The sequence below is a fragment of the Streptomyces sp. CC53 genome (genome assembly GCF_001865245.1).
Classification (GTDB): domain Bacteria; phylum Actinomycetota; class Actinomycetes; order Streptomycetales; family Streptomycetaceae; genus Streptomyces.
Genome location: NZ_MKXB01000077.1, coordinates 1 through 13,565 on the forward strand (window position 1 = coordinate 1; position 13,565 = coordinate 13,565).

A 13,565-nucleotide genomic window follows, 5' to 3' on the forward strand; every position below is an offset into this window, starting at 1 on the left:
CGTCGGGCCGCCGGCACGGCGGCCGTGACGATCGCACCGGCTGCGGGCACGGCCGCCGCCGTTCAGCGGAGGTCGTTGCGGCGCAGCCGGGACGCCGTCCAGAAGGCGCCGCCCGCGACCAGGGCCCCGCCCAGTGCGACGGCCGGCACGGCGACGGCGACGGGGACGCCCGCGGCGAACGGGGTCGCGGCCTGGCCGCCGCTGCCCGCGCGGATGGTGCGCACCGGGGCGGCGCCGTGGCAGGTGCCGCCCTCCACCCTCTCCAGGTGACCGGCGACGACCGGGCGCGCGGCCTTCGCGGCGGCGGTGATCTGCCGGTCCTCGCCGCGGGCGATCTGGTGGTCGACGGCCTTGAGGGTGAGCCGGTGCGCGGTGTCCTGCGTCTTCAGCCACACCCTGTCGTAGGCCGTGGTGCCCTTGCGCGCCATCACGTCGGCCAGCAGTTGCTGCTGATGGGGGGTGGGGGCGAGGGGCAGATCGACGCCGAGCTTGTCGGAGAGCGCCTGCACGTCCGCGTCCAGCTTGGCGTGGTCGCGTTCCAGTTCGGCGGCCACGTCCTTGACGCAGGCCGTCGTGGCGTTCTCCCGGGCGTCCCGGCTGAGGGCGATCTCCGCGAGGTTGGCCTGGTGGGCGGCGCGCAGGAAGGCGTTGTCGGTGGGCAGTCCGCCGTCCTGGTCCGCGGCGGCGGCGGGGGCGGCGGCTATGCAGGTCACGGCGAGGGCGGCGAGCGTGGTCGCCGCGCGGCGGGAGCGGTGCGTGTGCATCACGGTGTCGTCATCCATCCATGGTGGTCGGCAGTACGGCCCCCGGGTGACACGGGGCCACAGGACCATCCGGACACGGCCGCCGCGGGTCCGCCATCCGCCGTAGTGCGAACGGCTCGGCCCGTCACTCCGACGGCCCCGCCCGGCGTCGCGGCGGGGTGGGGCGGGTCGGGCCGGCGGGTCGCGGCGGCGCGACGTGCGCGCGGGAAGTGGCCGGGACTCGCCATCGGCCCCCGGCACCCTTGTCACCGTGTGGAGTCACATGAGTACATGGAGTGGCGTACGTTCCGAGGGGATGGCGGGGGTGATCGGCCGTGGTGAACGTCCCGGGCGCCGTGCTCGGCCTGGCGGCCTCACATGAGGCGGCCGTGGCGCGCACGGTGCCGCCGCAGGCGCCCCGGCCGGCGGGCCAGCCGGTGCGCGGCACCCGTCAGGTCTGCGCGGCGCTGGCGGCCCTGACCGAATCGGCCCGCCGCGAGCTGCTCACGTTCGACGATCCGGCGACCGGGCTGCGGCAGCCGGTGCCGGAGCCCTTCCTGGAGCTGGCCGGGGCGTGTGTGCGGACGGCGGCGGAACGGGTCCGCACGGTGCGGCAGGTGGTGCCGCGGCACGCGCTGGGTCGGGTGACGGCGGCAGACGTCGGCGTGGTGGCGCGGCTGCCCGGCCGGGCCCGGCTGACGGAGACCATCCCGTTCAAGATGATCGTCGTGGACCGGGCGGTGGCGGCCGTCCCGCTGGACCTGGAACTGCTCTACAACGGGCTGCTGCTGATCCGCGACCCGGTGATCGTGCAGGCGTTGGTGCGGGCGCACCGCGCGTGGTGGGACGCGGGCCAGGACCTCGCCGAGGCCGCGGCCCCGCCGCACGCGCTGCCCACGCGGCTGCGGCCGGTGCTGGAGGCCATGGTGGCGGGGCTCACCGACGAGACGGCGGCGGCACGGCTCGGCATATCGGGGCGCACGTACAGCCGCCGGGTGGGCGAGCTGCTGGCCGCGCTCGGCACGACGAGCCGCTTCCGCGCCGGGGTGGAGGCGGCCCGCCGCGGCTGGGTGTGAGCCTCCCGGCGCGCGGTCCGCGCCACCGCTTGCCGCAGGCCGCAGGCCGCAGGCCGCAGCGCCCCGGCTCCTGACCGGGCCGATCCGTGGCGCCGTGCGGAGGCAGTCACCGGACGCACCCGCCCCTTCGGGCGCGTCCGGTGCCGTGCCGCTCAGGACACGATGTCCTTGCGGGCGAACCCGCGGAAGGCGAGCGCGAAGAGCACCAGCGCGTAGCCCGTCGACACCGCCGCGCCCTTCGCCATGCCGGACCACTCCAGCTGCGGCTGGAGCGCGTCGATCCAGGCGTACTGCCAGTGCGCCGGCAGCAGGTCGCGCCAGTCGCCGAGCGCGGTCACCGCGTCGAGGACGTTGCCGACGATGGTGAGCCCGACGGCGCCGCCGACCGCGCCGAGCGGGGCGTCCGTCCTGGTCGACAGCCAGAACGCGAGCCCGGCGGTCACCAGCTGGGAGACGAACACGAACGCGACGGCGACCGCCAGTCGCGCCACGCCGTCCCCGGCCGCCAGAGCCCCTCCGGCGGGCAGCCGCAGCGGCCCCCACCCGTAGGCGGCCGTGCCCGCGGCGAGGGCGACCACCGGCAGCAGCACCACGGCGGCGGCGCTGAAGCCGAGGGCCACGGCGAGCTTCGACCACAGCAGCCGGGCCCGCGGCACGGGCGCGGCCAGCAGGTAGCGCAGCGACGACCAGCCGGCCTCGGAGGCCACCGTGTCACCGCAGAACAGGGCGACGGGGATCACCAGCAGGAAGCCCGCGGACACGAACAGGCAGGTCGCGGCGAAGTTGAGGCCCGACGCGGTGGCCGTGTCCATCAACGTGATCCGGTTGTCGGGGCCGTTCCGGTCGTCGCCGCCGATCGCGAAGGCCGCGATGAGCACGAACGGCAGGGCGACCAGGACCGCCCCCATGACGTACGTCCGGCGCCGCTTCAGCTGGCGCACGGCCTCCACCCGCAGCGGCAGGGTGTGCCGGGCCCGGTAGCCGGGCGCGGCGTCGAGCAGCGGTGTCATGCGGATCCGCCTCCTCCGATCAGGGTGAGGAACGCGTCCTCCAGGCGGCGGTGCGGCCCCACCCCGGCCACCGGCACGTCGAGCCGGACGAGTTCGGCGACGAGGCCGCTCGCGGTGGCCCCGTCCAGCCGTACGAGCAGGCCGCCGCCCTCCGCGCGGGTGGCGGACGCGACGCCCGCGAGCGCGCCGACCTTGTCCACGACCGCGTCCGGGAGCTCGTCCGCGACGGTGACGAGGAGCGTGTCGCCGCTGCCGACGATGTCCGCGACGGGACCGGCCTGCACGAGCCGCCCCCGGTCCATGACGACCAGGTGGGTGCAGGACTGCTCGACCTCCGCGAGGAGGTGGCTGGAGACGATGACGGTCCGGCCCGCGGCGGCGTAGCGGACCATCACGTCCCGCATCTCGCGGATCTGCGGCGGGTCCAGTCCGTTGGTCGGCTCGTCGAGGATGAGCAGGTCGGGCAGGCCCAGCATGGCCTGGGCGATGGCGAGCCGCTGCCGCATGCCCTGGGAGTAGGTGCGCACGGCGCGGGCGAGGGCGTCGCCGAGTCCGGCGATCTCCAGTGCCTCGTCGAGGTGCGCGTCGGCTGCGGGGCGGCCGGTGGCCCGCCAGTACAGCTCCAGGTTCTCCCGCCCGGACAGGTGCGGCAGGAAGCCGGCGCCCTCCACGAAGGCCCCGACGCGGGACAGCACGGGCGCGCCCGGCCGCACGGCGTGCCCGAAGACGCGGATCTCGCCGCCGTCCGGGGTGATGAGCCCCATCAGCATGCGCAGGGTGGTGGTCTTGCCGGCGCCGTTCGGCCCGAGGAGCCCCAGCACCTGTCCCTTCTCCACGCGGAAGGACAGGTCCTGCACGGCGTACCGGTCGGCGGAGCGGGCGTACCGCTTCGTCAGGCCGGTGATGGTGAGCGGCACGTCGGCGAGGGCCGGGTCGGGGGCGGGGGCGGCGCTGCGGCGGCGCGCGGTCAGCAGCAGCCCGGCGGCGACGGCGCCCGCGGCCGGCACGCCCCACACCCACCAGGGCAGGGCAGCGGCCTGGGTGCGCACCGCAGGGGCGGTGGGCACGGACAGCGCGCCGCCGGCGAGACCGACGGTGTAGGCGGCGGGGGCGGCAGGCGAGGCGTAGCCGAGGTCGGTGGCGGAGAGCACCACCCGCAGCCGGTGCCCGGCCTCCACCTCGTGGTCGACGGCGGGCAGCGTGAGGGTGACCTCCCGCGCCTCGCCGGCGTTCTGGATCCGCACGGGGGCGACGAGCTGGGAGGGCAGCACCTGGCGGCGGCCGTCGGGTCCGACGTCGTAGACCTTGCCGAAGAGGACGGCCTCGCCGCTGTCGGAGGTGACGCGCACCCGGACGGTCGGCGACCCGGTGATCCGCAGCGGCTCGTCGAGCGGGGCGGAGTCGAAGTGCGCGTACTGGCCGGGGAAGTCCAGCGAGAGGCCGCCGACGCCGAGCGACGACAGCTGGGAGAGTCCGCCGCCGAGCCCGGGGACGGCGGACACGGCGGGCGGCGCTGCACCGGCCGGGTTGCGGAAGGTCTGCGGGCGGCCGGTGAGCGGCAGTTCCCGGGCGCCGGCCCGCAGGCCCGGGTAGCGGTCGGCGGAGGCGCCGCGCAGGCGGGCCTGCCCGTCGGTGGAGTCGACGCCGCCGGTGCGGCTGACCCGGAAGGCGGGTCCGGTGTCGGTGTCCTCCTCGCCCTTGAGGTGGCGGTCGAACCACCGGGTGATCCGCTGTTCGAGGCGGGTGGCCTCCTGGTCGCCGCCGTCGTGTCCGCCGGCGGCCCAGTCGACGGCTACGGGCGCCCCGTTGGCCGCGATCGCCCGGGCCATGTCGTCGGCGTGGGCGAGCGGGAAGAGCGAGTCGGACTGGCCCTGCACGATGAGGGCGGGCACGTCGATGCGCCGGGCGACGGCCGAGGGGCTGCGCGCCTCCAGCAGGGCGCGGGCGTCCGCGTCGGGCGTGCCGCTGACGGCGACCCGCTCGTACATGGCGCACAGCTCGGGCTGGAACCGCCCGCAGCCGGTGGCGGTGCCCGGGCCGCTGCCGGGGGTGCCGGTTCCGCGGCCGGTGCCGTCGCCGGTGCCGGGGGCGGCTCCCGTGCCGGGGGCGGCTCCCGTGCCGGGGGCGGCGCCGGTGGTGAAGAAGATGCCGGCCCACAGCTTCTTGAACACGCCGTCGGGGAACAGGGCGTCGGCGAGGTTCCAGTAGGCGATGTGCGGGGCGACGGCGTCGACCCGGCGGTCGTAGCCGGCGGCGAGCAGCGACACCGCGCCGCCGTACGAGCTGCCCGTGACGCCCACCCGGGGGTCGCCGTCCGCGTCGAGCAGCACCTCGGGGCGCCGGGCCAGCCAGTCGATGAGCCGCTGGACGTCCTTGACCTCGTGGTCCGGGTCGTTGAGCCCGATCGTGCCGCCGGACCGCCCGAACCCGCGGGCGGACCAGGTCAGCCCGGCGTACCCGTCGCGGGCGAGCCGCTCGGCCTGGGCGCGGACGTCGTCCTTGCTGCCGCCGAACCCGTGGGCGAGGAGCACGGCCGGGCGTCGCCCGCCGCCGGCGGTGAAGTAGGAGGTGTCGATCGCGGCGCCCGGCATGTCCATCACGGCGTCCTGGCGCTGCACCGCGGGCTCGCCGTCCGAGGCGGCGGCCGTCCAGGTGCCGGCGCCCGCGAGCACGGCGGCGGCCGCGGCGAGCGCGGCCCACCGGCGCGGCCGCGTCCGGGGAAGTCGGATCTGCATGCCCCCGACCCTAGACGGACGGGTGCGCGGTCTCGGCCGCCGCCGGTCGGAATCCGGTGGCCTCCCTGAGAGGTACGGGCTACGGTCCCCGTACACCAGACGCGGTACGAGGGGGCGCCTCACCATGAAGATCCGCCGGGCGACGACGGTCGAGGAACTGCTGGCCGCGGCCGACCTGTACGACGGCCCGCCCCGCCCGGAGTGGGCGGAGCGGTTCCTGGCCGCCCCGGGACACCTGATGCTCCTCGCCCACGAGGACGGGGTGCCGGTCGGCATGGTGTCCGGGATCGAGATGCTCCACCCGGACAAGGGCACGGAGATGTGCCTGTACGAGCTGTCCGTGGCCGAGCCGTACCGCAGGCGCGGTGTCGGGCGGGCGCTGACGGAGGCGCTGGCGGCGGAGGCCCGGGCGCGCGGCTGCTACGGCATGTGGGTCGGCGTCGACCCGGACAACGCGGCGGCCCTGGCGACGTACCGTTCCGCGGGTGCCGTCGACGAGGGCCCGTTCACCATGTGGACCTGGACGTTCCGCGCGGCTTCCTAGCGGGGCGCGGCCTCGGCGCCCGGTCGGCCTGCGGGCACCCGGCCTCCCCTCGGGCGGGCGCGCCCGCGCTGCCCCGGACACGGCCGCCCCGGCGTGGGGCCGGGGCGGGCCGGGGCGCGGGCGGGCCGGGCTCAGTGGTTGCGGGGGAAGCCCAGGTCGATGCCGGCCGGCGCCTCCGCCGGGTCCGGCCACCGGGTGGTGACCACCTTGCCGCGGGTGTAGAAGTGCACGCCGTCGTTGCCGTAGACGTGGTGGTCGCCGAAGAGGGAGTCCTTCCAGCCGCCGAACGAGTGGTAGCCGACCGGCACGGGGATCGGCACGTTCACGCCGACCATGCCCGCCTGGACCTCCAGCTGGAAGCGCCGCGCCGCGCCGCCGTCCCGGGTGAAGATCGCGGTGCCGTTGCCGAACGGCGAGGCGTTGACGAGGGCCAGGCCCTCCTCGTACGTCTCGGCGCGCAGCACGCACAGCACGGGACCGAAGATCTCGTCCTGGTAGGCCCGCGCGGTGGTGGGGACCCTGTCCAGCAGGGACAGCCCGATCCAGTGGCCGCCCTCGTGGCCCTCCACGGTGTGGCCGGTGCCGTCGAGGACGACCTCGCAGCCCTCGGCGGCGGCGCCGGTCACGTAGGAGGCGACCTTGTCGCGGTGCTCGCGGGTGATGAGCGGGCCCATCTCCGAGTCCGGGTCGCTGCCGGGCCCGACCTTCACCTTCTCGGCGCGCTCGCGGATCTTCTGCACGAGCGCGTCGCCGGTCGCGCCGACCGCGACGACCGCCGAGATCGCCATGCAGCGCTCGCCCGCCGAGCCGTACGCCGCGGACACCGCCGCGTCGGCCGCCGCGTCGAGGTCGGCGTCGGGCAGCACCAGCATGTGGTTCTTGGCGCCGCCCAGGGCCTGCACCCGCTTGCCGTTCGCGGAGGCCGTGGCGTGCACGTACCGGGCGATGGGCGTGGAGCCGACGAAGGACACCGCGGCCACGTCGGGGTGGGCCAGCAGCCGGTCCACGGCGGGCTTGGCGCCGTGGACGACGTTGAAGACGCCGTCCGGGAGCCCGGCCTCCTTCAGCAGCTCGGCTAGGCGCACGGAGGCCGACGGGTCCTTCTCGCTGGGCTTCAGCACGAAGGTGTTGCCGCACGCGATGGCCAGCGGGAACATCCACATCGGCACCATCGCGGGGAAGTTGAACGGGGTGATGCCCGCGACCACGCCGAGCGGCTGGCGGATGGCGGCCACGTCGACCCCGGTGGAGACCTGGGTGGACAGCTCGCCCTTCAGCTGGGTGGTGATGCCGCACGCCAGGTCGACGATCTCCAGGCCGCGGGCGACCTCGCCGAGCGCGTCGGAGTGGACCTTGCCGTGCTCGGCGGTGATGAGCGCGGCGATCTCGTCGCGGTGCGCGTCCAGCAGGGCACGGAACCGGAACAGGACGGCGGTGCGCTGTGCGAGCGACGCGGTGCCCCACGTCGCGAAGGCGGCGCGGGCGGCGGCGACGGCCTCGTCGACGTCGGCGGCGGAGGCGAGGGCGACGCGCGTGGTGACCTCGCCCGTCGCGGGGTCGGTGACGGGCCCCCAGTCGCCCGACGTGCCCTCGACGGTCCTGCCGGCGATCCAGTGGTGGACGCTCTTCGTCATGTCGCAGGTGCTCCTTCCAGTTGGCGGCCACGGATGGCGGCGGCGTCAGGCCGATCCCACCACGCCGGGTCCCGGGGCGGCGCCCGACACTGTGTCGGGCGTTCCCCCGCCGCCGTAGACACCCCTGTCCTACCCATGCCGTCCGGTTGTCTCCCTCCCGTCACGCTTGTTTCGATCACGCGGGTTTCCGGTCACAGGTAATCCACATTCCGCTTCCGGTTGGTCACCCTGCGTCGCGGGAGGGCACAGGGCTGGTGATCACCAGTCCGCGCCGCGGCTCCCCCGACGACCCCGCCCGGGTCGCGCCGCGGCGCGTCCAGGGAGGTGCCTGACGATGACGGACAGAAGGCTCTGGTCGTACAAGGAGATCGCCGCCCACATCCGGGTGCAGCCGGACACGGTCCGCTCCTACCGCAAGCACGGCCTGCTGCCCCGCCCCGACCACGTGGAGGGCGGCAAACCGTACTGGTATGCGGACACCGTCCGCACCTGGGTGGCGAACCGGCCGGGAAACCGGGCCCGTCGAGACTGACCGTGACACGCGGCGCCCGCACACCCCTCCTCGCCCCATACCCCCTAGGGGTATAACATGGAGAGGGCGAGGCGCCCCACGCGCACCAGCGCCACCGCCCGCACCCGCACACACAACGGAGGAGAACGTCATGACCCCCGAAACGAGGACCGAACTGCCCCAGGCCGGCGGCTCCTGCTGCGCGTCGAACGGTTCCGGCCACAGCGAGGCGACGGCCGGGCAGTCCGCCGGCGTCACCGCGGTCTACGAGGTCAAGGGCATGACCTGCGGCCACTGCGAGGGCGCCGTCCGCGAGGAGGTCTCGGCGCTCCCCGGCGTCACGTCGGTCGAGGCGGTGGCCGCCACCGGCCGGGTGACGGTCGCGTCGGCCGCACCGCTGGACGAGGAGGCCGTGCGCGCCGCCGTCGACGAGGCCGGCTACGAACTGGTGGGTCGCACCACCGCCTGAACGACAACCGGCGCGGGGAACCCCGCCACCCCTGCGGGTCGTATCGCACCCTTCGGTGCGGTACGACCCGTTTCGCTACCCCGTCCTTGGCCGGTACACACGTGAATTCACCTTCACGTGACTCACCAGACCTTCACAAAGAGACCTAGATCACAGATATTTGGGGGTAACCATTTGGATGGCTCGCGAGTCTAAATGAGCGATGCCAAGAACGTCTTGGGGGACGTTCATGGGGTGTCTTGGGGGACATCCCAGGCAAGCGTTGGCCGGGGCACGTGCACCGGGGAGCTTTGAGCGGCCCTCCCGATCCGTACGTACCCCGGCAGATCGCGCGGCAGACGCCCGACCGGATCCCGTGGGGGGAATCCGTTGTCGGGGACATGGGAAGCGCCCCGCTCGTCGACCCGTGGGGGGATCGGCAGGCGGGGCGCTTCTCGCTTCTTCCGCTACGGCGGAGCGGGTGACGGGGGGCGGGCCCCCCGTCGGAGGTCAGCAGCTCAGCGGGCCTCGACCGGCACGAAGTCGCGCTCGACCACACCGGTGTAGATCTGGCGCGGGCGGCCGATGCGGGAGCCCGGCTCCTTGATCATCTCGTGCCACTGGGCGATCCAGCCCGGCAGCCGGCCGAGGGCGAACAGGACCGTGAACATCTCAGTCGGGAAGCCCATCGCCCGGTAGATCAGACCGGTGTAGAAGTCGACGTTCGGGTAGAGGTTGCGCTGTACGAAGTAGTCGTCGGCGAGCGCGTGCTCCTCCAGCTTGAGCGCGATGTCCAGCAGCTCGTCGGACTTGCCGAGCGCCGACAGCACGTCGTGCGCCGCCGCCTTGATGATCTTGGCGCGCGGGTCGAAGGACTTGTACACCCGGTGGCCGAAGCCCATCAGGCGGACGCCGTCCTCCTTGTTCTTCACCTTGCGGATGAAGGAGTCGACGTCGCCGCCGTTCGCCTGGATGCCCTGGAGCATCTCCAGCACGGACTGGTTGGCACCGCCGTGCAGCGGACCCCACAGGGCGGAGATGCCCGCGGAGATCGAGGCGAACATGTTCGCCTGCGAGGAGCCGACCAGGCGGACCGTCGAGGTGGAGCAGTTCTGCTCGTGGTCGGCGTGCAGGATCAGCAGCTTGTCGAGCGCGGAGACGACGACCGGGTCGAGGTCGTACTCCTGCGCCGGCACCGAGAACGTCATGCGCAGGAAGTTCTCGACGTACGAGAGGTCGTTGCGCGGGTAGACGAACGGGTGGCCGATCGACTTCTTGTAGGCGTAGGCCGCGATCGTGGGCAGCTTGGCGAGCAGCCGGATCGTGGAGAGGTGGCGCTGCTCCTCGTCGAACGGGTTGTGGCTGTCCTGGTAGAACGTGGACAGCGCGCTGACCACGGACGACAGCATGGCCATCGGGTGGGCGTCCCGCGGGAAGCCGTCGAAGAACCGCTTGACGTCCTCGTGCAGCAGCGTGTGCTGGGTGATCTCGTTGGTGAAGCCCGCCAGCTCGTCGACCTTCGGCAGCTCGCCGTTGATCAGCAGGTAGGCCACCTCGAGGAAGGTCGAGCGCTCGGCGAGCTGCTCGATCGGGTACCCGCGGTACCGCAGGATGCCCTGCTCGCCGTCCAGGTACGTGATCGCCGATTTGTACGCGGCCGTGTTGCCGTAGCCGCTGTCCAGCGTCACCAGACCCGTCTGCGCGCGGAGCTTCCCGATGTCGAAGCCCGTGTCGCCCACGGTGCTCTCGACCACCGGGTAGGTGTACTCGCCGTCGCCGTACCGCAGTACTACAGAGTTCTCGCTCACGTCATCCCTCACCGACGTAGTGCCTCTTCTTCGAGGTGCCCTGACTGTCTCTACCATCCCCCACTTGGCTCAGCAGAGTGCACTCGGGGTCGACCATTGCGCCTATTGGCGGCACTCAGTGCCGTCAACCTGCACATCTTGCCCCCTTCGTCCCGATGGGCAAAGCCCTGATCAACCGCGGGTGATGTTTCCCACCGGCAGCGCCGCGGCCAACCGGTGGTCCAGCGCGGTGAACCGCCGGCCTGCGGAGACGGTCCGCACGGCCTGGCCGATCGCCCTGCGGGAGCCGACGAGGACCACCAGCTTGCGGGCGCGGGTGACGGCCGTGTACAGCAGGTTCCGCTGGAGCATCATCCAGGCTCCCGTGGTGACGGGGATCACCACCGCCGGGTACTCGCTGCCCTGCGACCGGTGGATCGTCACCGCGTAGGCGTGGGCCAGCTCGTCCAGCTCGTCGAAGTCATAGCCCACCTCCTCGTCCTCGTCGGTCCGCACGGTCAGCCGCTGCTCGTCCCCGTCGATGGCGGTCACCACGCCGACCGTCCCGTTGAAGACGCCGTTCTCCCCCTTCTCGTAGTTGTTGCGGATCTGGGTGACCTTGTCGCCGACGCGGAAGACCCGGCCGCCGAGCCGCTTCTCCGGCAGGTCGGGGCGGGCCGGGGTGATCGCCTGCTGGAGCAGCCCGTTCAGCGTGCCCGCGCCGGCGGGGCCGCGGTGCATGGGCGCGAGCACCTGCACGTCGCGGCGCGGGTCCAGCCCGAACTTCGCGGGCACCCGCCGGGCCGCCACGTCGACGGTGAGCCGCCCCGCCTCCTCGGTGTCCTCCTCCACGAAGAGGAAGAAGTCCGGCAGCCCGCTCGTCACGGGGAAGTCACCCGAGTTGATCCGGTGGGCGTTGGTCACCACGCCCGACTGCTGCGCCTGCCGGAAGATCCGCGTGAGCCGGACGGCGGGCACGGGCCCGCCGGGGGCCAGCAGGTCGCTGAGCACCTCCCCCGCCCCCACGCTGGGCAGCTGGTCCACGTCCCCCACGAGCAGCAGGTGCGCGCCGGGCGCGACGGCCTTGACCAGCTTGTTGGCGAGGAGCACATCCAGCATGGACGCCTCGTCCACCACGACGAGGTCGGCGTCGAGCGGCCGGTCCCGGTCGTAGGCCGCGTCCCCGCCGGGCTTCAGCTCCAGCAGCCGGTGCACGGTGGACGCCTCGGCGCCGGTGAGCTCCGCCAGCCGCTTGGCCGCCCGGCCCGTGGGCGCGGCCAGGACGACCTTGGCCCGCTTGGCGCGGGCCAGCTCCACGATGGACCGCACGGTGAACGACTTGCCGCAGCCGGGCCCGCCCGTCAGCACCGCCACCTTCCGGGTCAACGCCAGCCGCACCGCCTCCTCCTGCTCGGGCGCCAGCTCGGCCCCCGTGCGGTCGGCGAGCCACGTCAGGGCCTTGTCCCAGGCCACGTCACGGAACGCCGCCAGCCGGTCGTCCTCGGCCCGAAGCAGCCTCAGGAGCTGTCCGGCGAGCGAGCACTCGGCGCGGTGGAACGGCAGCAGGTACACCCCGGTGACCGGCTCCCCGTCCGCCCCGGGGACCCGCTCCCGCACGACGCCGCCGGTCTCCTCGTCCTGCGCCATCTCGCCGAGGCAGTCGATGACCAGCCCGGTGTCGACCTGGAGCAGCTGCACGGCGTCGGAGATGAGCCGCTCCTCGGGCAGGAAGCAGTGTCCCTGGTCGCTGGACTGCGACAGGGCGTACCGCAGGCCCGCCTTGACGCGTTCGGGGCTGTCGTGCGGGATGCCGACGGCCCGGGCGATGCGGTCGGCGGTGAGGAACCCGATGCCCCACACGTCGGCGGCCAGCCGGTAGGGCTGCTCCTTGACCACGGCGATGGAGTCGTCCCCGTACTGCTTGTAGATCCGCACGGCGATGGAGGTGGACACCTCGACGCTCTGCAGGAAGACCATGACCTCCTTGATGGCCTTCTGCTCCTCCCACGCCTCGGCGATCTTCCTCGTCCGCTTCGGTCCGAGCCCGGGCACCTCGATGAGCCGCTCCGGCTCCTCCTCGATGATCCTCAGGGTGTCCGTGCCGAAGTGGCGCGTGATCCGGTCCGCGAACACCGGCCCGATGCCCTTGACCAGACCCGACCCGAGGTACCGCCGGATGCCCTGCACCGTCGCGGGCAGCACGGTCGTGTAGTCCTCGACGGTGAACTGCCGTCCGTACTGCGGGTGGGAGCCCCAGCGCCCCCGCATCCGCAGCGACTCCCCCGGCTGGGCGCCCAGCAGCGCTCCCACGACCGTGAGCAGTTCCCCGCCGCCCCGCCCGGTGTCGACCCGGGCCACGGTCCAGCCGTTCTCCTCGTTGCTGTAGGTGATCCGCTCCAGGACCCCTTCGACCACGGCCAGCTGCGTCATGCCCCGACGCTACCGGCCGCCTCCGACAGCCCCGCACGCCCGGTGCACGTCCTGCGGCCGCACGGCACGGCGGGGCGCGGCGCGGTGCGGGCGGGCGTCCGCCCCCGGCGTGCGGCTGCGCCCGTGCCGGTTGCGGCGCACGCCGGCGGGACAACGGCCCGCGCACGACGGCGGGGCACAGGGGGTGTGCGGCTGTACGCGCACGACGGCGGGGCCCACTGAGCGCACGGCTTCACGCGTACGACGGCGGGGCAGGGTGCGCCCTCGTTCCGCGGCCGGCGTGCGGCGCTCCGGCACGGCCGGTACGCGGCGCCGGCGTTCGGCGTCCCGCCGGTACCGGAGGGGCCCGGTCCGGCGACGGACGCGCGGACCGGGCCCCTTCCTCCCCCCTGGCACGAGCCCTCCTGGCCCCCCCGGGTCCCCCCTCTCGGGCTCTGCCGATACCTACGACACCCGTCACGCCCGAAGGGTTGCATGAATGCGGGGGGTGATTTTTCCGGAACCCGGGCTGCCGCCCACGGGGTGTGGTCGACGTGGCGTCGGGCCGTCTCCTCCGGGGCCCGGGCGCCGCCGCGGGCCACGGGGCCCGGCTCCCGCCACGACGGAGCCGAGCAGGTCGCAGAGGCCGCCGCCCGTCCCCTGACGGC

The 13,565-nt window shown here is 74.0% G+C and carries 10 protein-coding genes; 4 read left to right on the forward strand and 6 right to left on the reverse strand.

The window, feature by feature from the left end; genetic code table 11:
* Positions 1-62 precede the first annotated feature (62 nt).
* A complete protein-coding gene (locus BJP40_RS07010; RefSeq protein ID WP_226962664.1) occupies positions 63-782 on the reverse strand; it encodes a DUF4142 domain-containing protein in 720 nt (239 codons plus the stop codon).
* Between the two features lie 296 nt (positions 783-1,078).
* Between BJP40_RS07010 and BJP40_RS07015 the strand changes: the two genes are divergently transcribed.
* On the forward strand, positions 1,079-1,819 hold the full coding sequence (locus BJP40_RS07015; RefSeq protein WP_071275156.1) for a response regulator transcription factor: 741 nt from the start codon (positions 1,079-1,081) through the stop codon (positions 1,817-1,819).
* Between the two features lie 152 nt (positions 1,820-1,971).
* On the opposite strand, the gene BJP40_RS07020 is transcribed toward BJP40_RS07015, so the two are convergent.
* The gene (locus tag BJP40_RS07020) at positions 1,972-2,829 is read right to left on the reverse strand and encodes an ABC transporter permease (RefSeq protein ID WP_071279503.1); all 858 of its coding nucleotides are present in this window, start codon (positions 2,827-2,829) and stop codon (positions 1,972-1,974) included.
* Positions 2,826-5,564 (reverse strand): alpha/beta fold hydrolase, encoded by a 2,739-nt coding sequence (locus BJP40_RS07025; RefSeq protein WP_071279505.1) that lies wholly within the window; start codon positions 5,562-5,564, stop codon positions 2,826-2,828. The genes BJP40_RS07020 and BJP40_RS07025 overlap by 4 nt, the downstream gene beginning before the upstream one ends.
* A 124-nt stretch (positions 5,565-5,688) precedes the next feature.
* Between BJP40_RS07025 and BJP40_RS07030 the strand changes: the two genes are divergently transcribed.
* The gene (locus tag BJP40_RS07030; protein WP_071279507.1) at positions 5,689-6,108 is read left to right on the forward strand and encodes a GNAT family N-acetyltransferase; all 420 of its coding nucleotides are present in this window, start codon (positions 5,689-5,691) and stop codon (positions 6,106-6,108) included.
* A 131-nt stretch (positions 6,109-6,239) separates the two neighbouring features.
* Here the strand turns inward: BJP40_RS07030 and BJP40_RS07035 are convergent, their stop codons facing one another.
* The gene (locus tag BJP40_RS07035) at positions 6,240-7,742 is read right to left on the reverse strand and encodes a CoA-acylating methylmalonate-semialdehyde dehydrogenase (protein WP_071279509.1); all 1,503 of its coding nucleotides are present in this window, start codon (positions 7,740-7,742) and stop codon (positions 6,240-6,242) included.
* A gap of 334 nt (positions 7,743-8,076) precedes the next feature.
* On the opposite strand from BJP40_RS07035, the gene BJP40_RS07040 reads away from it, so the two are divergent.
* Both BJP40_RS07040 and BJP40_RS07045 read left to right on the forward strand, forming a co-directional pair.
* A complete protein-coding gene (locus BJP40_RS07040; RefSeq protein WP_071275141.1) occupies positions 8,077-8,274 on the forward strand; it encodes an AlpA family transcriptional regulator in 198 nt (65 codons plus the stop codon).
* 130 nt (positions 8,275-8,404) lie between these two features.
* Positions 8,405-8,722 carry a heavy-metal-associated domain-containing protein gene (locus BJP40_RS07045; protein WP_071279511.1) on the forward strand — a complete coding sequence of 106 codons (318 nt, stop codon included), beginning with the start codon at positions 8,405-8,407 and terminating at the stop codon, positions 8,720-8,722.
* Positions 8,723-9,219: 497 nt separating this feature from the next.
* Here the strand turns inward: BJP40_RS07045 and BJP40_RS07050 are convergent, their stop codons facing one another.
* Together BJP40_RS07050 and BJP40_RS07055 are read right to left on the reverse strand one after the other, a co-directional pair.
* Positions 9,220-10,509 carry a citrate synthase gene (locus tag BJP40_RS07050; protein WP_071275136.1) on the reverse strand — a complete coding sequence of 430 codons (1,290 nt, stop codon included), beginning with the start codon at positions 10,507-10,509 and terminating at the stop codon, positions 9,220-9,222.
* 171 nt (positions 10,510-10,680) lie between these two features.
* On the reverse strand, positions 10,681-12,918 hold the full coding sequence (locus BJP40_RS07055; protein WP_071279513.1) for an ATP-dependent RecD-like DNA helicase: 2,238 nt from the start codon (positions 12,916-12,918) through the stop codon (positions 10,681-10,683).
* Positions 12,919-13,565 lie beyond the last annotated feature (647 nt).